This is a genomic window from Streptomyces olivochromogenes (assembly GCF_021538895.1).
Lineage (GTDB): Bacteria > Actinomycetota > Actinomycetes > Streptomycetales > Streptomycetaceae > Streptomyces > Streptomyces olivochromogenes_A.
Map to the genome: position 1 here is coordinate 23,809 of NZ_JADDRL010000052.1, position 19,704 is coordinate 43,512.

Here is a 19,704-nt window from a genome sequence, read left to right on the forward strand (position 1 = left end):
CCCGGCACTAGATGTATGCTCATGCTCGCTGTCGCCACAGGGGAATCCGGTGCGAATCCGGAACTGTCCCGCAACGGTGTACTTGCGTGCATCCACACGCCTGTTCAGTCCGAGGACCTGCCGACAGCGCGCCCGGCCGTCCGGTCCGGGTTGCCCTGACGTCCGGGCCTCGTGGAGTGGGCCGGTGGACGCGACGCCCCGTGCGCTCGTGTGCTGCCCCCTGCCCTCCGCCAGGCCCCCGTGCCGAGCGAGGGAGAGCCCCACGTGACCATCGCGCCAGCCGAACCGGCTTCAGCGACAGGCCTGGAGACCGACGGTCCCGGTGCCGCGCTGCTGCGGATCCTGACCGAGCTGACCGCCGACCTCCCCGACGCCGACCCCGGCCGGGTCGCCGCCGCCGCGCTGCGCGGCCGGTCCGCGCAGGCGGACGAGACGGAGCTGCGCGAGCTGGCCACCGAGGCGGCCGCCGGTCTCATCTCCGAGGACCCGGCCTACTCCCGGCTGGCCGCGCGGCTGCTGACCGTGTCGATCCGCGCGGAGGCCGCGTCGCAGGGCGTGACGTCGTTCACCGAGTCCGTCGCCGTGGGGCACCGCGAGGGCCTGATCGCCGACCGCACCGCCGAGTTCGTGCGCCTGCACGCCCAGCGGCTGGACGCGCTGATCGACCCGGACGCCGACGACCGCTTCGGCTACTTCGGCCTGCGCACCCTGCACAGCCGTTACCTGCTCCGGCACCCGATCACCCGCAGCGTCGTCGAGACGCCGCAGCACTTCATGCTGCGCGTCGCCGCCGGTCTCGCCGAGGACACTGCGCTTGATTCAAAAGCGGGCGCCCGGTCCGTCGACGAAGTCACCGCGCTCTACCGACTCATGAGCCGCCTCGACTACCTGCCCTCCTCCCCCACGCTCTTCAACTCCGGTACGCGACACCCCCAGATGTCGTCCTGCTACCTCCTCGACTCCCCCAAGGACGAGCTGGACTCCATCTACGACCGCTACCACCAGGTCGCCCGGCTCTCGAAGCACGCCGGCGGCATCGGTCTGTCGTACAGCCGTATCCGCTCCCGCGGTTCGCTGATCCGCGGCACCAACGGGCACTCCAACGGCATCGTCCCGTTCCTGAAGACCCTGGACGCCTCCGTCGCCGCCGTGAACCAGGGCGGCCGGCGCAAGGGCGCGGCCGCGGTCTACCTGGAGACCTGGCACTCCGACATCGAGGAGTTCCTGGAGCTGCGCGACAACACCGGCGAGGACGCCCGCCGTACGCACAACCTCAACCTGGCGCACTGGATCCCGGACGAGTTCATGCGCCGCGTGAACGCCGACGGCCAGTGGTCGCTGTTCTCGCCCGCGGACGTGCCGCAGCTGGTCGACCTGTGGGGCGAGGAGTTCGACGCCGCCTACCGCGCGGCCGAGGCCGCCGGGCTCGCGCGCAAGACCATCGCGGCGCGTGATCTGTACGGCCGCATGATGCGGACGCTCGCGCAGACCGGCAACGGCTGGATGACGTTCAAGGACGCCGCCAACCGCACCGCCAACCAGACGGCCGAGCCGGGCCACGTCGTCCACTCCTCCAACCTCTGCACGGAGATCCTGGAGGTCACGGACGACGGGGAGACGGCGGTCTGCAACCTGGGCTCGGTCAACCTCGGCGCCTTCGTGAGCAACGGGGACATCGACTGGGAGCGCCTCGACGAGACCGTCCGTACGGCCGTCACGTTCCTCGACCGGGTCGTCGACATCAACTTCTACCCGACCGAGCAGGCTGGCCGGTCCAACGCCAAGTGGCGTCCGGTGGGCCTGGGTGCGATGGGTCTGCAGGACGTCTTCTTCAAGCTGCGCCTGCCCTTCGACTCGCCCGAGGCGCGCGCCCTGTCCACCCGGATCGCCGAGCGCATCATGCTCGCCGCGTACGAGGCCTCCACGGACCTGGCCGAGCGCAACGGCCCGCTGCCGGCCTGGGAGAAGACCCGTACGGCCCGGGGTGTCCTGCACCCCGACCACTACGACGTCGAGTCGAGCTGGCCGGAACGCTGGGCGGCGCTGCGCGAGCGGATCGCCTCGGTGGGCCTGCGCAACTCGCTGCTCCTGGCCATCGCGCCGACCGCCACCATCGCCTCGATCGCGGGCGTCTACGAGTGCATCGAGCCGCAGGTCTCCAACCTGTTCAAGCGCGAGACGCTGTCCGGTGAGTTCCTCCAGGTCAACTCGTACCTGGTGAACGACCTCAAGCAGCTCGGCGTCTGGGACGCGCGCACCCGTGAGGCGCTGCGCGACTCCAACGGCTCGGTGCAGGACTTCGGGTGGATCCCGGCGGACGTGCGCGCGCTGTACCGCACGGCCTGGGAGATCCCGCAGCGCGGCCTGATCGACATGGCCGCGGCCCGCACCCCGTTCCTGGACCAGTCGCAGTCGCTGAACCTGTTCCTGGAGACACCGACGATCGGCAAGCTCTCCTCGATGTACGCGTACGCCTGGAAGCAGGGCCTGAAGACGACGTACTACCTGCGCTCGCGCCCGGCGACCCGCATCGCCCGCGCCGCCCAGGCGCAGACGCAGGCGTCCATCCCCGTCCAGCAGGCCGCCGACCCCGACGCCGTCGCCTGCTCCCTCGAAAACCCCGAGTCCTGCGAGGCCTGCCAGTAATGACCACCCGTAACCAGAACCTGCTCGACCCGGGCTTCGAGCTGACCCTGCGTCCGATGCGCTACCCCGACTTCTACGAGCGCTACCGGGACGCCATCAAGAACACCTGGACCGTCGAGGAGGTCGACCTCCACTCGGACGTCGCCGACCTCGCCAGGCTCACGCCCGCCGAGCAGCACCTGATCGGCCGGCTGGTCGCGTTCTTCGCGACCGGCGACTCGATCGTCGCGAACAACCTGGTACTGACGCTGTACAAGCACATCAACTCCCCGGAGGCGCGGCTGTACCTGAGCCGCCAGCTCTTCGAGGAGGCCGTGCACGTCCAGTTCTATCTGACGCTGCTGGACACCTACCTGCCCGACCCGGACGACCGCGCCGCCGCCTTCGCGGCCGTGGAGAACATCCCGTCCATCCGCGAGAAGGCCGGGTTCTGCTTCAAGTGGATCAACGAGGTCGAGAAGCTGGACCGCCTGGAGTCCCAGGCCGACCGCCGGCGCTTCCTGCTCAACCTCATCTGCTTCGCCGCGTGCATCGAGGGCCTGTTCTTCTACGGCGCCTTCGCGTACGTCTACTGGTTCCGCAGCCGGGGTCTGCTGCACGGTCTCGCCACCGGCACCAACTGGGTGTTCCGCGACGAGACGATGCACATGTCCTTCGCGTTCGAGGTGGTCGACACCGTCCGCAAGGAGGAGCCGGAGCTCTTCGACGACAAGCTCCAGCAGCAGGTCACCGACATGCTGCGGGAGGCCGTCGAGGCCGAGCTGCAGTTCGCGCGCGACCTGTGCGGTGACGGCCTCCCGGGCATGAACACCGACTCGATGCGGCAGTACCTGGAGTGCGTCGCCGATCAGCGCCTCACGCGCCTCGGCTTCGCCCCGGTGTACGGCTCCGAGAACCCCTTCTCCTTCATGGAGCTCCAGGGTGTTCAGGAGCTGACCAACTTCTTCGAGCGGCGTCCGTCGGCGTACCAGGTGGCGGTGGAGGGCACCGTCGACCTGGACGAGGACTTCTGATCCCGTCCCGCTGTCGTGGCCTCCTGGGCCTCCCTGAGCTGTCGGTCGATGTGCCGCTCGCGCACGATGCCGATCAGTGAGGGGAGGACCAGGAGGACCAGGATCCCCAGGGTGACGGCCATTCCGATCAGGGCTTCTGTCTGCGCCGTATTCATGACACCACTGTCGCCCCGAACACTCCTTACCGACAGTGGCAGGACTGCCGCACACCCTCGAATTACTGCCACTTCCGAGGCACACTGGACGCATGCTGAGGAACGTGGCCACCGTCCTGCTCGACGGTGTGCATCCCTTCGAGCTCGGCGTCGTCTGCGAGGTGTTCGGCCTCGACCGCAGCGACGAGGGGCTGCCGGTGTACGACTTCGCCGTGGTCTCGGCGGAGGGTCCGGCCCTGGGTACCCATGTCGGCGGGCTCACCGTCTCCACGCCGTACGGCCTCGACCGGCTGGAGGAGGCCGATCTGATCGCCGTACCGGCCTCGGACGCGAACGTCGGCCGTGACTATCCCCCCGAGCTGCTCGCCGCCCTGCGCCGGGCCGTGGACCGGGGCGCCCGGGTGCTGAGCGTCTGCTCCGGCGTCTTCGTGCTGGGCGCCGCCGGCCTGCTCGACGGGCGGCGCTGCGCCGCGCACTGGCGGCACGCGGAGGCGCTCGCCCGGCGCTTCCCGCGCACCCGCGTCGAACCGGACGTCCTGTACGTCGACGAGGACCCGGTGATCACCTCCGCCGGCACCGCGGCCGGGATCGACGCCTGTCTGCACATCGTGCGCAAGGAACAGGGGCCGGAGGTCGCCAACAAGATCGCCCGGCGCATGGTGGTGCCGCCGCATCGGGACGGCGGACAGGCGCAGTACATCGAACGCCCCCTGCCCCGGGACTCGTGCGACACGGTCGGCGAGGTACTGGTGTGGATGGAGCGGCACCTCGACGAGGAGGTCACCGTCGAACAGCTCGCCGCCCGCGCGTTCATGGCGCCCCGCACCTTCGCCCGCCGCTTCCAGCAGGAGACCGGCACCACGCCCTACCGCTGGATCCTGCGCCAACGCGTGCTGCTGGCCCAGGAGTTGCTGGAAGGCACGGACGAGACGATGGACGCGATCGCCGCGCGGACCGGCTTCGGCACGGCGGCCGCGCTGCGTCACCAGTTCGTCCGGGCGCTGGACACCACCCCGAACGCCTACCGGCGCGCGTTCCGGGGCCCCGAGGCCGCCTGAACACGCGCCGGTACCAGGTCCTTCACGCGGTGCTCACCACGGCACGGGCGTCAGCAACAGCCGGTGGGGCCGCAGCGTGATGCCCACCCGGGTCGCGTCGTTCGACCCGCTGACCTGCTCGAAGCGGTACTTCGCGCAGAGCGCCGCGGTGATCAGCGTCAGCTGGGCCATGGAGAAGTGGTCGCTGGGGCACTTGCGGTTGCCGACGCTGAACGGGTTCATGGCGTACTTCGGCACGTCCTGGGCCCGCTCCGGCAGCCAGCGGTCCGGGTCGAAGTCGAGATGCCCGGCGTACGACCGCCCGTCGCGCTGGACGGCGTACGGGCTGTGGACGATGTCCGCGCCCGCCGGAATGCGATAGCCGCCGAGCGCGGTGTCCGTGACCGCGCGCCGCGTCAATATCCATACGGCCGGACGCAAACGCATGGCTTCGACTACGACATTGTTGGCGTGCGTGAGCCGACGGACGTCGACGAATCCGACCGGTCGACCGCCGGTCACGGAATCGACCTCGGTACGTACCTTCTCCGCTTGTTCCGGGTGTTCGGCGAGCACCTGGAGCAGCCACATGATCGTGGAGGCGACTGTTTCGCTTCCGGGGGTGAGTATCGCGACGACCTGGTCGTGGATCTCCTGTTCCCCGATGGGGTCGCCATTCTCGTTCTTCGCCTCCAGCAATGCCGTCAGCAAATCGTCCGGCTTTTGACCAGAGGCCCGGCGCTCGGCGACGATCTCGTCGACCAGGAGATGCAGATCGGCCAGCGCCCGGTTGAATTTCCGGTTGGGTGGCAGCGGCAGCCGGTAGAGCGGTCCGAGCGGCACCACCATCCGGCGGTACATACCGCGGAAGACGGTGGCGAGCGCGACGCACAGCCGCTCGGCCCGCTCGTCCATGTAGTCGCCGCGCAGCAGGCAGCGCGCCGCGATGCGCACGGCGACCCGGAATGACTCGGAGGTGCAGTCCACGGTCTCGCCAGGCCGCCAGCGCTCGGTCAGCCCGTGCGCCTCCTCCTCCATGACCGGCCCGTACGCGGGGATGGCGTCGAGCCTGAACGCGGGCTGGATGGTGCGCCGTTGGCGCCGGTGCCGGGGGCCGTTGGCGGTGGCCACGCCCTCCTTGCCGAGCAGGCCCTCCAGGGACTCCCACAGCGGCCCGTCGATCTTGTAGTCGGGGCTGAGCGCCAGGGCGCCGGTGAGCTCCGGCGTGGTGACGGCGTACACCGTCTTCGGTCCGAGCCTCAGGCGTACGACGTCGCCGTGGTCGCGCAGCTGGGACATGAAGGCCAGCGGGTCGCGGACCAGCTTCCAGCCGTGGCCCAGGACCGGGACGGCGCCCCCCGCCAGGGGTGGCTCGCTGAGCTCGGGCGCGTCGGGCGCCGCGGGCCGCACAGACTCGACGGTCATTTCTCACCTGCCGCTTCGTTGTTGACGTACGGGGGCGTGGACCGGTCGTCCCAGCTGTCGACCATGTACCGGCCGGACTCGTGGTGGAACCAGTAGACGGAACTGAACCAGTTCCGCATATTGCCGACGCAGGCGCGCACGGTGGCGCCGAGTTCCTTTCCGCGCCGTGTGCCGTCGTCGAGGCGGGCGGCGAAGCGCAGGGCCTCGCGTTCCGCGTCGAGGAATTCCGTGACGCATTCCTCGACGCGCCGCCTCACTTCCGTGACCGTTTCTTCGAGTGTCAGTCCTTCATGGACAATGAGACTGATTCCGAGATTGTGCACCTCGTCGCCCGCGATTTCCTTCGGGAGTGAACAGAGGTCGTTGTACCAGGCGGCGAACTCCTGACTCAACAGCGCCGGACGGCGAAATGCCGGATGTTTTCGTACGGCGTCCGGGAGTTCACGCCCGGCGCTCGGCTCCAGCAGGTCCGTCCATATCCAGTGCGCGAAGGTGAGGCGCCGCAGGGCGAGGTACTCCTCGACCGTGGGCACGTAGGCCCGGACGCGGTTGCCGAATTCCCGGTCGTACGCCTCGATCACCGCGTGGAAGTGCCGGGCGAACCGCGCGTTCCAGGTCGGGGGCAGGAACGAGTAGAGCCGCACCATGCTGTCCGCGAAACCCGCGACCAGGGGGTCCGGATGGTGCAGGTGGTGCTTGGGTGCGTCGAGAGCCGCGTGCAACCGGAACCTGAGCCGCCGCCAGTCGGCGGTGCGGCCGTGCACGATGTCACGGTCGTGGCGGTCGTCCCAGACGAAGAACCACGCGCTGTAGTCGGCTATGGCCTGCAGGACGTCGTCGGGGGCGCCCATGTAGTAGCCCGCCATGAGGTCGGTGTAGCAAAGTCCGTCGGCATATTCCTCCACCTTGTCGGCCGGCATCAGCCGTTTTTCCAGCAGCCAGAGGCGCGTCTTCTCCTGCAACTGCGGCCAATACGGATGTAGTTGCCGGGGAAACTCGGCCTCGATCGCCGGGAGGGCGAGTGATGGTGGTACCGGGATCACCGTAGGCGTCGATGTGGTGCCGTGTGGGAAAGCATGCACGTACAAACCCCTCTCAGCCGCCAGGTGCGTCACGCCCCACCCGATGTGCCGGGCGTGCGCCGTTGTGTATCCCCGCACTTCCCATTCAGCACCACAACTGACCGCCCTGGGAACGGATTTGCTTCACTCACTACCCCCCGACGCCGAGAATCTCCCCTTGTGTGACTGATTAGGGATCACTAGAGGCGCACAAAGGATCGAATGTGCGATGGACGCACGAGCGACTCCGGCGGCAACGCGGGACGCCCGGCCAGGAGACCTCCTGACCGGGCGTCACATCGGCGTGCCCGCACCCCAGTTGCCACGGGCGGCCACCGCCGTCTCAGTCGTTGGCGACGACCGGGTAGCGCGGCTCGTTCTCGGCCATCTGCCGCAGCGCGTCCTTGCGCTCACGCTTGGAGAGCCGGTCGATGTAGAGGTAGCCGTACAGGTGATCGGTCTCGTGCTGCAAACACCGTGCGAAGTATCCGGTGCCGCGGACCTTGATCGGGTTGCCCTTCTCGTCCTGCCCGGTCACCTCGGCGTAGTCGGGGCGCGCGAGGGGCGCGTACGCGGTCGGCACGGAGAGGCAGCCCTCGTTGCTGTCGTCCAGGCGGCGCTCGTCCGCGGGCAGGTCGACCAGCTTCGGGTTGCAGACCACGCCGACGTGCCGCAGGCCCTCGTCGTCCATGCAGTCGTACACGAAGACCTTCAGGTCCACGCCGATCTGGTTGGCGGCGAGGCCGACGCCCTCGGCGGTGCGCTGCGAGGCGAACATGTCCGCGACCAGCTGGTCGAGCTCCGCGCCGAACTCGGTGACGTCCTCGCACTCCTTGTGCAGCACCGGGTTGCCGACGACCGTGATCGGCCGCGAGGTACCGCGCTCACGCCAGGCGTTCTCGCGCTCCTCGGAGTCCTCCGTGTCGACGACATAACCCTCGTCGTCGACGGGGAGCACGCCCGCGTGCTGCTGATCGGTGTCCTGCTGAGCCATGACCGACGTACGCCTTCCTCGGAAAACAAGGGGTGAAGTTGCTGGTACAGGGTACGTGCAGCGCCCCCGTGGGGGCGCGGGGAACCGTGCGACCGGCCATCCCGGACCGTGCTCGACCGCGGTCTCAGCAGACCTCTTCCAGGTCCCGCCAGTCTCTTGAGTCCGGGCTGTCCGCGACCCAGCCGTCCAGCAGCCCCCGCACCAGGGAAGCCGGCGCGGCCACCCCGCACTCGCGCTCCGGTACCCACAGCTGCCCGTCGGTCCGGTGTCCCAGGGGCCCGGGATGACCCGGCTCGCTGTGGTCGTGCGGGTCGAGATGGACCCCGTCGCCCTCGTCGGAGGGCATGCGCGACTCCGAGCACATGCGGCACAGCAGCCGCACGGACGACGACCAGTCCTCCGCCGCGAACCCCGCGTCCGCGGCCAGCTGCTCCAGGGCGTCCCGGTCGGCCTCGGTGGCGGCCTCCAGCAGGACCACCCAGGTCGGCACCGGGGACGGGGCCCACAGCTCGATCTCGTCGAAGACCGGATAGGCGTGCCCGGAGGCCGTGGTGCGCTCGCCGTGGGGCACGCCGTCGTGCAGCACGACCTCGCCCCAGCGTCGCCCGGACGAGGGAAGCGGAATGGACAGCACCTCGATCCGCGCCGGATCGAGCCTGCGTCCCCACACGACCTCGGCCTCGCCCTCCGGCGACAGCCGCACAGCCGCGCTGCCCAGCTCCATACCGGCCGGCTCACCGGCGACGGCGGCCCCGCCCGGCACCCGCAGCCCGTAGGCCTGCCAGGCCCGCCGGGCCAGCGGCCAGTCCTGCAAAGCGGTGGCGGCGATGCCGACGTTCCACCAGTCCGGCGCGCCGGTCTCCCGGTCGAGCAGCGCCACGGCGCGCAGCCCGGCCGCCCGTGCCTGCTCCCAGTCGTGCCGGAACTTGTGCAGCAGGGCGAGGTTGAACCAGGACTCCGACAGCCACGGCTCCAGGTCGGCGGCACGTGTCAACAGCTCGCCCGCGTCCTCGTACCGGCCGTCGCCGATAAGCGTGAACGCACGGTCGGTGGCCTGCCGCCAGGAGGCGGAGGGCCGGTGCCGTCCCTTGCCGAAGATCCTCACGATTCCCGCCTGCCAGTTCCAGTTCCGCTCAGTGGGCTGGCTTGTGCCCCCGGACACCCTCTCCCTCGCATCCAACCACGTACGGATGGAGGGGCGCTCATTACCCATGGGTTACCCAGCGAGGGGCAGGGTCAGACAGTCCCGCCCGTAACCCGCCACCACCCCTGCCCGAGACGCTCCGCGCCACACCTTTGATTCCACAGCACGCGGGCGAGCGACTCGACGACCTCGGGCGCGTAGTCCCCGGCGGTGCCCAGCCGCAGCTCCTCAAGGGCCTTGAGCGGGCCGCCGGGCCCGGCGTCGCGCACCTTCTCCTCGTACGCGTTCACCGCCCGGACGATCCGCGCGGCCACCGGCTGTTCGCGGTAGGGGTCGGCCTGCCGCTCCACCACCACGGCGACCGCCGCGTCCACCCCGGTCTGCCGTACTACGGCGCCGCCGAGCAGCGCTATGCGCCGCTGCTCCTCGGCGGGCAGCGCGGCGGTGGCCCCGGCCGGCACCGGGTCGACGAGGCTGAGCTGGCCGATGTCGTGCATGAGCGCCGCGTACTCCAGGACGGTCAGCTCGGGCCCGGACAGCCCCAGGTCCCGGCCGACGGCCCGGCTGAGCGCGGCGACCCGCCGGGCGTGCCCGGCCGGGGTGTACCCGGCTATCTCGGTGGCGCGGGCGAGGGAGGCGATGGTCTGCCGGTAGGTGGCGCGCACGGCGGCATACCGGCGGATGGACAGCTGGGTGAGCAGCAGCGGCAGACAGAACACGGGCAGCGCCCACAGCCCGGCGACGGCGACCGCCAGCGCCATCACCGCGCCGGTCGCGCACACCGCGGACCCGATCCCGCGCAGCCCCCGCAGCTCGTCCCGCAGCAGTGGAGCGAAGGGCCACCGGGTGCGGGAGTGGGCCAGCGCGGCGGCCAGGACGGCATCGCACAGTGAGGTGAGGACGAGGAGCGCGAGCACCAGCAGGGCGTGGGAAGGGCCGGTCCAGGTCTGGAACACGCCCCGGTGGTCGAGGGGTTGGAAGCAGACGGCCGCGAAGCCGACGGTCAGGACGCGGCGGGCGAGGTGGTCGAGGGTCGGGGTCCGGCCGCGCCAGATGTGGGGCACGCTGCCCAGCAGGGAGGCGACGAGGACGACGGTGACGACCTGCGCGGTGGCGACGGCGGTGCCCCCGACGACGGCGGAGTCGACGGCCCGGGGGACGGCCGGCCGGCCGGCGACCTCGCCGAGCAGGGCGTACGACAGCGCTCCGGCGGCGCCCAGGGGCGCGGCCTGCCGGGCGGGGGCGCCGGTCCACCGGCTCAGCTCACCGACGGCTATGAGCGTGCCGAAGGCCAGGGCGACGCCGCGCTCCTGTATGCCGTACCAGAGGGTGAGGGCCAGGGAGACGACGGCGAGGAGCGCGGCGCAGCCGCGTATGAGCCGCAGGAGCAGCAGGGGAGCGCACGAGGTCGTGGCGGCGCCCGAGGTCGTGGGGGCCATGGGAGCCATGGGGGTCGGCGAGGCCATGGAGGTCATGAGGCGGCGCCCCGTCCCACGCGGTCGCGGTCCCCTTCGGCGCGATCCGCCTCGGCGCGGTTCCCTTCGGTGCGGTTCTCTTCGGCGCGGTCGACGGCGTCCCGGGACGGCGGCGGGGCCGGCGGCGAGGTGGGCAGCGGGGTCTCGTCGGCGGTGACGGTGGGGTGCCAGCCGTACCGCCCGAGCGCCTGGGCCAGCGCGGTGACCATCCGCGGGTCGAACTGGGCGCCCGCGCACCGCTCCAGCTCCTCCAGCGCGGCCTGGACCGGCCGGGCCCGGCGGTAGGAGCGCGTGGACGTCATCGCGTCGAAGGCGTCGGCGACGGCCACCACCCGCGCGCACTCCGGGATCTGGCCGCCCATGAGCCCGTAGGGGTACCCGCTGCCGTCCAGCCGTTCGTGGTGGTGCAGGATCGCCGCCCGGGCCTCGCCGAGGAAGGAGATCCCGCGCACCATCTCGTGGCCGTACTCGGGGTGCAGCTCGATGACCCGCCGCTCCTCGGGGGTGAGCGGACCGTCCTTCCTGAGCAGCCGGGTCGGCACGCCCAGCTTGCCCACGTCATGCAGGATCCCGGCGAACCGCAGCACCTCGACGCGCTCGTCGTCCATGTCGAGCTCGCGGGCGATCATCACGGACGCCTGCCCGACGCGCTCACTGTGCCCGCGCGTGTACCCGTCCTTGATGTCGACGGCCTGCACCAGGGCGCGGATGGTCGCCTGGTGGGCGGCCCGCTCCCGGTGGTACTGGGCGAACACCCACCAGGACACGCACATCGGCAGCAGCACCAGCAGCGCGGCGACGGGCCCGTACGGACTGCGCCACAGCACGGCCATCATCAGCCCGGCGAGGCCGTGCACCGCGATCGGCGCCAGCGACCGGGCGAGCAGCCCACGCCAGGCCCGCCGCGCGGGCACCCGCTCGGCCAGGGCGAGGATCCCGCCGTCGAGCACGGCCAGTACCAGGCAGAAGGCGAGGACGGCCGCCCCGGCGGGCACGAGCGCGTACGGGAAGTCGGCGCCGACGACCGCGTCCCGGCCGCCCAGCATCCAGTGCACCCGGGAGGCGGCCCACACCGCGAGCGCCGGCTGGGCGGCCCGCCACACCCGGCGCAGCGGGGTGGGCGCGGATCCGGCGCCGCCGGGCAGCAGGGCGGCCGACAGCGGGACGAGCGCGGCGGCGGGCGGGGGCAGCAGAAACGCCCCGGCGAGCAGGACGGGGTAGAAGGTGCCCGCGAAACGGCGCCGGGCGACGTACTCGCAGGCCGCGTACAGCACGGCGAGCAGCGCGACGGCCCACCAGGGCACGTGGGTGCGGGGCAGCGGCAGCAGACAGAGCAGCGCGAGGAGGGCGACACAAGCCACGTAGACGCGTGCCCGTGTCGGTACCGCCTCCATGACGCCCCTCCCCCGACCATGCCTGTCCAGGCCTCCGGAGCCTAGGGCGGGAATCGGGGGGTCCGCGGGCTTATGACCCGCGGATTAGCACGTTCGGGTGATGACCCGGGAGTCAGGACTCCTGCGGCGTGACCGGCGCCGCGGCCGTCACGTCGTGGTCGGGCACGGCCTGCCCGGAGCGGATCAGGTCGAGCCGCCCCAGGACCTTGGCACGCAGGTCGGTCGGTACGTCGTCATGACCGCAGCACCGCTTGACCAGCTTCTTCACGGCCTCTTCCAGGCCGTACTTCTCCAGGCACGGCGAGCACTCCTGGAAGTGCTGCTTGAACTTGTCGCGATCGACGTCCGGCATCTCACTGTCGAGGAACTCGTAGAGATGATCGAGGACCTCACTGCAGTCCGTCTCGTGCGGCTCTCCGCAGCTCATGAGCCCGAGCCTTTCGCTTCGTTCGACTCTCCGGCGCCCGCCGGGACCAGGCCGCGCTCACGCGCGTAGTCCTCCAGCATGCCGCGCAGTTGACGGCGGCCCCGGTGCAGCCGGGACATCACCGTACCGATGGGTGTCCCCATGATGTCCGCGATCTCCTTGTACGCAAAGCCCTCTACGTCGGCGAGATAGACGGCGATGCGGAATTCCTCGGGGATCGCCTGCAGCGCTTCCTTCACGTCCGAGTCGGGCAGGTGGTCGAGCGCCTGCGACTCGGCGGAGCGCAGACCAGTCGACATGTGCGACTCGGCACGGGCGAGCTGCCAGTCCTCGATCTCCTCGGCCGCGCTGCGCTGGGGTTCGCGCTGCTTCTTGCGGTACGAGTTGATGAACGTGTTCGTGAGGATCCGGTACAGCCACGCCTTGAGATTCGTGCCCTCGCGGAACTGGTGGAAGGACGCGTACGCCTTGGCGTACGTCTCCTGCACCAGATCCTCGGCATCGGCCGGATTGCGCGTCATGCGCAGCGCGGCCGAGTACATCTGGTCGAGGAATTCGAGCGCGTCCCGCTCGAAGCGCGCACTGCGCTCCGACGACGACTCCGCACTCACGCCCTGGCCCTCGGGCTGCTCCGCCTGGCCGTTGTCGGTCCCTGCGTCGGTCCCAGTGACCGGACCCACCTCCTCAAGATCCCGGGCAGGACCGAAACCGGTCCCACTCGTTTCGGAGGATAGAACACGACCCGTGCCTGCCGCCGCTCGAATAGGAGCGGTCTTGGCCGCGTGCAGCACCGTCCAGTCCAGGTCGGTGCGGCTGCCGTGGCTCGGGCAGATGGTCGAACCCATGCGGCGGACTCCCTCTCCTACGACGTCGGTGCTGGTGGTTCAGCACTTCTGTCCGCCACAACAGTGGTGCGGGTCGTCTCATTCCCGAGGGTCACCCGAGTGACGCGCACCACTTCACGACCGCGTCGGTCACGACCTCCAGCGCCTGCTCCTGGGTGATCTCCGCGCGCTTGGGCACCGCGAGGCCGTGATCGCCGTACGGCACCTCGACCAGCTCGTACGCGCCCACGGGGAACTCCTCCGGCTTGCCGAACGGATCGTTCGCGCCCTGGACGACGAGCGTGGGCACCCCGGCGCCGAGCAGTTCCTCGGCGCGGGACTTCTCGGGCCGGCCCGGCGGGTGCAGGGGGAAGCTCAGGGCGAGTACGGCGTGCGCGCGGAGCCCGGTCGCCGTACGACAGGCGACCCGGGCGCCGGCACTGCGCCCCCCGGAGATCACCGGCAGCCCGGGCCCGGCGAGCGCCGGCCAGATCCCGCGCCAGCCGACGTCTAGGGTCTTCGGGGCAGGCGCGACCTTCTTCCCGGCCACCCGCCAGGGCTGCTCCACGAGGGCGACGGTCACTCCCCGGCCCGGAAGGACCCGGGCGAGCGCCTGGAGGTCCCGCGCCTCGATGCCGCCCCCGGCGCCGTGGCTCACGGCCAGCACGAGCCGCGCCCGCTCCGCCGGGTGCCAGGTGACGCGGGCCTCCCCCGCGTCCGTCGCGATGGTCTCGGTGGTCCCGTCGGAGCCCATGATCTCGTTCGTCACGTCAGAAGAGTGTGCCCGCTTCCGGTGCCTCCAGCTCCTTCAGCAGCTCCGGGCCGTTGTTGCGGACGTTGCTGACGGACGTGGAGACCGGGTAGGCGCGCAGGAGACCGGGCGGCGGCGGTGCCAGCAGCGACCGCAGGTCCTCGACGTCCGTGCGGGCCGGGTCCAGCCAGGCGTCCCAGCGGTCCGGGGTGAGCATCAGGGGCATGCGGGGGTGGATCTCGGCGAGGGTGTGCGGGCCCTCGGCGGGCGACACGGCCAGCGGGGTCTGCTCCGCCTCCGTGGTGATCACCGAGCAGGTCACCCACCAGGCCTGCGGGTGCTCGTCGGGCAGGGTCCGGTCCCGCCAGAACTCGTACAGACCGGCCATCGCGAAGACCGAGCCGTCCGCCGGCAGCACGAAGTACGGCTGCTTGCGCGGCCGCTTCTTCTTGCCCTCGACCTCCAGCTCCCGCTCCTGGGTGCCGGTGACCCACTCGTAGTAGCCGTCGGCGGGGACGATGCAGCGCCGAGCGGCGAAGGCGCGGCGGTAGGACGGCTTCTCGTGCACGGTCTCCGCGCGCGCGTTGATCATCCGGGCGCCGCCCTCGGGGGTCTTGGCCCAGGAGGGGACCAGCCCCCACTTGAGCCTGCGCAGCTGACGAACCGGCCGGGGATCGTCGGCGTCCTTCACAGCACGGTCGAGGACCGCGTAGACCTCCTTGGTCGGAGCCACGTTGTAGTCGGGCTCCAAGGTCTCTTCGGGTTCCCACTTCTCGATCTCGAAGACTCCTGCGAGATCCTCGGGCCTACGACTCGATGCATACCGTCCGCACATACGTGCCACACTGCCAGGCTCACCCGTCGCCCGACCACCACCCCTCAACGACGGCCCTCCGCGCCGGCCCCGTTCAAACCCACCAGAGGGAGCCACAGCACACATGGACAGCACCGCCGCCACCGCGCTGCCCGACCTCTGGGACCGGCTCGTCGGCACCCAGTCCGACCCCGACCTGTGGGTCGTGATCGCCACCTTCGCCGCCGCGCTCGCCGTGGTCGTCCCCTACAGCGCGTGGCGCGTCTCCCGCAACGCCATCACCATCGCCCACGAGGGCGGCCACGGACTGGTGGCGCTGCTCACCGGCCGGCAGCTGACGGGCATACGCCTGCACTCCGACACCAGCGGCCTCACGGTCAGCCGGGGCAAGCCGACCGGCCTGGGCATGATCCTCACGGCGGCCGCCGGCTACACCGCTCCCCCGCTGCTGGGCCTGGGCGGTGCCGCGCTGCTGGCCGCCGGGCACATCACCCTGCTCCTGTGGGCGGCGACGGCGCTGCTGGTCGCGATGCTCGTCATGATCCGCAACGCCTACGGGGCGCTGACCGTGATCGTCTCCGGCGGCACCTTCCTGCTGGTGTCCTGGCTGGCCGGATCCCAGGTGCAGGCCGCCTTCGCCTACGCGGTGGTGTGGTTCCTGCTGCTCGGCGGCGTGCGCCCGGCCTTCGAACTCCAGGCGAAGCGGGCCCGCGGCGGCGCCGGCGACTCGGACGCGGACCAGCTGTCCCGCCTCACCCATGTCCCGGCGGGCCTGTGGCTGTTCCTGTTCCACACGGTGTCGCTGTGCGCCCTGATGGGCGGGGGCAGCTGGCTGCTGGGCGTGTGAGGACGCGGCAGTCGCTCTCCGCGGCTCCGCCGTGCGGGCGCGACCAGCCACGACGCAGCAGCACCCGGGGGACGGCCGCCCACTAAAGTGGGGCCATGGCCCCGAACGATGCACACACCGCCCTTTGGCCCGCCCCGCACGCGAGCGGAGCCGTCGACGCGACGGTCCACGTGCCCGGGTCCAAGTCGGTCACCAACCGCGCGCTGGTGCTCGCCGCCCTCGCCTCCGAGCCCGGCTGGCTGCGCCGCCCGCTGCGCTCCCGCGACACGCTGCTGATGGCGGGCGCCCTGCGTGCCATGGGTGTCGGCATCGAGGAGACCGTGTCCTCCAGCTCTTCCGCCGCGAGCGCCCCGAACGGCTCGGGCGAGGCCTGGCGCATCCTCCCCGCGGGCCTGCAGGGCCCGGCCACGGTCGACGTCGGCAACGCCGGCACGGTCATGCGCTTCCTGCCGCCGGTCGCCGCGCTGGCCGACGGCCCGGTCCGCTTCGACGGCGACCCCAGGTCGTACGAGCGTCCCCTGAACGGCGTGATCGACGCGCTGCGCGTGCTCGGCGCCCGGATCGACGACGACGGCCGGGGCGCGCTGCCGCTGACCGTGCACGGCGGCGGTGCGCTGGACGGCGGCCCGGTGTCGATCGACGCCTCGTCCTCGTCCCAGTTCGTGTCGGCGCTGCTGCTGTCCGGCCCGCGCTTCAACCAGGGCGTCGAGGTCCGTCACATCGGCGCCTCGCTGCCCTCGATGCCGCACATCCGGATGACGGTGGACATGCTGCGCGCGGTCGGCGCCCAGGTCGACACCCCGGAGTCGGGCGGCGAGCCGAACGTCTGGCGGGTCACGCCGGGCGCCCTGCTCGGCCGCGACCTGACCGTCGAGCCGGACCTGTCGAACGCCCAGCCGTTCCTGGCGGCGGCCCTGGTGACCGGCGGCAAGGTGCTGATCCCGGACTGGCCGGCCAGGACCACCCAGCCGGGTGACCGGCTGCGCGAGATCTTCACCGAGATGGGCGGTTCCTGCGAACTGACCGATTACGGCCTGGTGTTCACCGGCTCCGGCGCCGTGCACGGCATCGACGTGGACCTCGGTGACGTCGGCGAGCTGACCCCGGGCATCGCGGCGGTCGCCGCCCTCGCGGACTCCCCCTCGACCCTGCGGGGCGTGGCCCATCTGCGGCTGCACGAGACGGACCGGCTGGCCGCGCTCACCAAGGAGATCAACGAGCTGGGCGGCGACGTCACCGAGACCGCCGACGGCCTGCACATCCGCCCGCGCCCGCTGCACGGCGGGACCTTCCACACCTACGAGGACCACCGCATGGCGACGGCCGGAGCGATCATCGGCCTGGCGGTCGAGGGAGTACTGATCGAGAACGTGGCGACGACGGCGAAGACCCTGCCGGACTTCCCCGAGCTGTGGACCGGGATGCTCGGGGCGTAGGGACTTCCGCCATGCGCCGCTACGGCAAGCACACCGACGAGGACGACATCCGCACCCGTCCCAACCGCAAGGGCAACCGGCCGCGGACGAACATCCGGCCCAAGCACGAGGACGCCGCCGAGGGCATGGTCCTCACCGTCGACCGGGGCCGTCTGACCTGCCTCGTCGAGGACCGCACGATCCTGGCGATGAAGGCCCGCGAGCTGGGCCGCAAGGCGGCGGTGGTCGGCGACCGGGTCGCCCTCGTCGGCGATCTGTCCGGCAAGAAGGACACCCTCGCCCGCATCGTGCGCATCGAGCAGCGCACCTCGGTGCTGCGCCGGACCGCCGACGACGACGATCCGTTCGAGCGCGTGGTCGTCGCCAACGCCGACCAGCTGGCCATCGTCACCGCCCTGGCCGACCCGGAGCCCCGCCCCCGGCTGATCGACCGCTGTCTGGTCGCGGCGTACGACGGCGGCCTGGACCCGCTCCTGGTCATGACCAAGTCGGACCTGGCCCCGCCGGACAAGCTGCTGGAGCTGTACGGCGACCTCGACATCCCGTACGTCGTCACCAGCCGTGAGGAGCTGGAGAACGGCGGCGCGGCCGACCGGGTGCGCGACCACCTCGACGGCCGGGTCACCGCCTTCGTGGGCCACTCGGGCGTGGGCAAGACGACGCTGGTCAACGCGCTGGTCCCGAAGGACCGGCGGCGTACGACGGGACACGTCAACGCGGTGACGGGCCGCGGCCGCCACACGACCACGTCCGCGCTCGCGCTGCCGCTCGGCGACGGGGACGGGGACGGCTGGGTCGTCGACACCCCGGGTGTACGGTCCTTCGGCCTCGCGCACGTCGACCCGTCCCGGGTCATCCACGCCTTCCCCGACCTGGAGCCCGGCACGGAGGGCTGCCCGCGCGCGTGCAGCCACGACGAGCCGGACTGCGCGCTGGACGCATGGGTGGCCGAGGGGCACGCGGACCCGGCGCGGCTGCACTCGCTGCGCCGGCTGCTGGCGACGCGGGAACGCAAGGACGGCGACTGAGCACCGCACTGTTCGTACGCCTGTGACCACCGCGTTGTTTGTGTTCACGTGAGTCCGGTAAGTGCATAATCGCACCCAGCCAGACTTACGGGAGGACAGCACATGGCGTGGCTGCTGGTGATCGTGGCCGGGTTGCTCGAAACCGGCTTCGCCGTCTCCCTGAAACTGTCGCACGGCTTCACCCGGCTCTGGCCGACCGTCGCCTTCTGCGCGTTCGCCCTGGGCAGCTTCGGTCTGCTGACCCTCTCCCTGCGCAAGCTCGACGTCGGCCCCGCCTACGCGGTGTGGACCGGCATCGGCGCGACGGGCACCGCGATCTACGGCATGGCCTTCCTCGGCGACGTGGTGTCCACGCTGAAGATCGTCTCGATCAGCTTGGTGATCGTGGGGATCATCGGGCTGCAGTTGTCGGGGTCGTCGCAGTAGCGCGCCTTGCCGCCGGCATCCGTCGACGCCCGCCGCCGTCCGAAGTCGGCGCCCGGATCGGCCACTTCGAGCATCGCGCGCGACCTGAAGCCCGTTCAGACCAGCTGCCGGTACAGGGCGCAGCGCACCAGCTCGGCGACCCCGCCCTCCGCCGGCGGGGCGGCCACGCAGGACAGGGCCAGCCGTACGGCGAGTTCGCAGGACCGGGCGAGCTCAGTGCCGTCGGCGTGGGAGACGCCGGGCCCGCCGAGGGCGATCACCGCCCGGTCCCGCACGATCTGCACGAAGTCGCCGGGCGACGGCAGCGGGCCGTCCGCCCGGCGCTGTGCCGGTACGGCGGAGGAGGAGGGCACGGCGGCGAGCGTCGGCGAGGGCAGGCGCTCGCTCCAGCAGCCGGTGAGCATGGCGCGGACCAGGTCGTTCTCGCGGGCGGCCGAAGTGGTCCACTCGGCGGTGGCCGTGAGCCGGTCGCGCGGCTCGGCATGGGCGGTCAGCGCCCTCTCCACGCCGGCGAGATACCTGTCGGCCTCCCTCCTGACCAGCGCCCTGGCCAGGCCCTCCTTGCTGCCGAACTCGTTGTACAACGTCTGCCGGGACACCCCGGCCGCCGCGGCCACGTCCACCATCCGCACGGTGGACCACGGCCGACGCGCGAGCGCCGTAAAGGCGGCGTCCAATAGGGATTCCCGCGCTGCAGGCATCATCGCCTCCCTCGGGCGAGCGGCTCTGCGCCCAGATTTGACGCGCATGAATGCACTGTCAAGGGTTCGCGAAGGCACGCGGGGGCGCCTTTCGGCCGCCACGAGC

General features: G+C 71.3%; 18 protein-coding genes and 1 riboswitch. Of the genes, 7 read left to right on the plus strand and 11 right to left on the minus strand.

Translation table 11 applies throughout. The features are described 5' to 3' along the window. The first annotated feature begins 15 nt into the window (after positions 1–15). Positions 16–139, plus strand: a riboswitch (cobalamin riboswitch). A 125-nt stretch (positions 140–264) separates the two neighbouring features. The 3 genes from IPZ69_RS25225 (at position 265) to IPZ69_RS25240 (ending at position 4,872) form a co-directional block, all read left to right on the plus strand. Beyond that, entirely contained in the window at positions 265–2,646 is a 2,382-nt protein-coding gene (locus tag IPZ69_RS25225) for a ribonucleoside-diphosphate reductase subunit alpha (protein WP_235456708.1), read from the plus strand. Then, positions 2,646–3,659 carry a ribonucleotide-diphosphate reductase subunit beta gene (locus IPZ69_RS25230; RefSeq protein WP_235456711.1) on the plus strand — a complete coding sequence of 338 codons (1,014 nt, stop codon included), beginning with the start codon at positions 2,646–2,648 and terminating at the stop codon, positions 3,657–3,659. The genes IPZ69_RS25225 and IPZ69_RS25230 overlap by 1 nt, the downstream gene beginning before the upstream one ends. A 247-nt stretch (positions 3,660–3,906) precedes the next feature. Continuing rightward, positions 3,907–4,872 (plus strand): helix-turn-helix domain-containing protein, encoded by a 966-nt coding sequence (locus tag IPZ69_RS25240; protein WP_235456714.1) that lies wholly within the window; start codon positions 3,907–3,909, stop codon positions 4,870–4,872. Positions 4,873–4,905: 33 nt separating this feature from the next. Here the strand turns inward: IPZ69_RS25240 and IPZ69_RS25245 are convergent, their stop codons facing one another. The 10 genes from IPZ69_RS25245 to IPZ69_RS25290 form a co-directional block, all read right to left on the minus strand. Continuing rightward, positions 4,906–6,276 carry a bifunctional albaflavenone monooxygenase/terpene synthase gene (locus IPZ69_RS25245; RefSeq protein WP_235456715.1) on the minus strand — a complete coding sequence of 457 codons (1,371 nt, stop codon included), beginning with the start codon at positions 6,274–6,276 and terminating at the stop codon, positions 4,906–4,908. After that, positions 6,273–7,358, minus strand: a complete 1,086-nt coding sequence (gene cyc1 / locus IPZ69_RS25250) for an epi-isozizaene synthase (RefSeq protein ID WP_235456716.1) — start codon at positions 7,356–7,358, stop codon at positions 6,273–6,275. Before cyc1 ends, IPZ69_RS25245 begins: the two co-directional genes overlap by 4 nt. Before the next feature lie 322 nt (positions 7,359–7,680). Next, on the minus strand, positions 7,681–8,331 hold the full coding sequence (gene def / locus IPZ69_RS25255) for a peptide deformylase (RefSeq protein WP_235456717.1): 651 nt from the start codon (positions 8,329–8,331) through the stop codon (positions 7,681–7,683). Positions 8,332–8,455: 124 nt separating this feature from the next. After that, on the minus strand, positions 8,456–9,436 hold the full coding sequence (locus IPZ69_RS25260) for a hypothetical protein (RefSeq protein ID WP_235456718.1): 981 nt from the start codon (positions 9,434–9,436) through the stop codon (positions 8,456–8,458). Between the two features lie 131 nt (positions 9,437–9,567). Further along, positions 9,568–10,914, minus strand: coding sequence for an HD-GYP domain-containing protein (locus IPZ69_RS25265; RefSeq protein WP_235456719.1), 1,347 nt, complete (start codon positions 10,912–10,914; stop codon positions 9,568–9,570). A gap of 32 nt (positions 10,915–10,946) precedes the next feature. Continuing rightward, entirely contained in the window at positions 10,947–12,344 is a 1,398-nt protein-coding gene (locus IPZ69_RS25270) for an HD-GYP domain-containing protein (RefSeq protein WP_235456720.1), read from the minus strand. Positions 12,345–12,456: 112 nt separating this feature from the next. Next, complete coding sequence (gene rsrA, locus IPZ69_RS25275; protein WP_235456723.1) at positions 12,457–12,771, minus strand: mycothiol system anti-sigma-R factor; 315 nt, start codon at positions 12,769–12,771, stop codon at positions 12,457–12,459. Next, positions 12,768–13,451, minus strand: a complete 684-nt coding sequence (gene sigR / locus IPZ69_RS25280; protein ID WP_235456725.1) for an RNA polymerase sigma factor SigR — start codon at positions 13,449–13,451, stop codon at positions 12,768–12,770. Before sigR ends, rsrA begins: the two co-directional genes overlap by 4 nt. Before the next feature lie 256 nt (positions 13,452–13,707). Next, positions 13,708–14,349, minus strand: coding sequence for an alpha/beta hydrolase family protein (locus IPZ69_RS25285; RefSeq protein WP_235456762.1), 642 nt, complete (start codon positions 14,347–14,349; stop codon positions 13,708–13,710). 16 nt (positions 14,350–14,365) lie between these two features. After that, entirely contained in the window at positions 14,366–15,181 is an 816-nt protein-coding gene (locus IPZ69_RS25290; protein WP_235456727.1) for an SOS response-associated peptidase, read from the minus strand. Positions 15,182–15,284: 103 nt separating this feature from the next. Here IPZ69_RS25290 and IPZ69_RS25295 point away from each other — a divergent pair, with 103 nt between their 5' ends. The 4 genes from IPZ69_RS25295 (at position 15,285) to IPZ69_RS25310 (ending at position 18,897) form a co-directional block, all read left to right on the plus strand. Further along, a complete protein-coding gene (locus IPZ69_RS25295; protein ID WP_235456729.1) occupies positions 15,285–16,007 on the plus strand; it encodes a M50 family metallopeptidase in 723 nt (240 codons plus the stop codon). A 95-nt stretch (positions 16,008–16,102) separates the two neighbouring features. Beyond that, entirely contained in the window at positions 16,103–17,443 is a 1,341-nt protein-coding gene (gene aroA / locus IPZ69_RS25300) for a 3-phosphoshikimate 1-carboxyvinyltransferase (protein ID WP_235456731.1), read from the plus strand. An 11-nt stretch (positions 17,444–17,454) separates the two neighbouring features. Then, on the plus strand, positions 17,455–18,471 hold the full coding sequence (gene rsgA / locus IPZ69_RS25305) for a ribosome small subunit-dependent GTPase A (protein WP_235456733.1): 1,017 nt from the start codon (positions 17,455–17,457) through the stop codon (positions 18,469–18,471). A 102-nt stretch (positions 18,472–18,573) separates the two neighbouring features. Beyond that, positions 18,574–18,897, plus strand: coding sequence for a DMT family transporter (locus IPZ69_RS25310; protein ID WP_235456735.1), 324 nt, complete (start codon positions 18,574–18,576; stop codon positions 18,895–18,897). A 95-nt stretch (positions 18,898–18,992) separates the two neighbouring features. Here IPZ69_RS25310 and IPZ69_RS25315 read toward each other — a convergent pair whose 3' ends face one another. Then, positions 18,993–19,601 carry a TetR/AcrR family transcriptional regulator gene (locus IPZ69_RS25315; RefSeq protein WP_235456738.1) on the minus strand — a complete coding sequence of 203 codons (609 nt, stop codon included), beginning with the start codon at positions 19,599–19,601 and terminating at the stop codon, positions 18,993–18,995. Positions 19,602–19,704 lie beyond the last annotated feature (103 nt).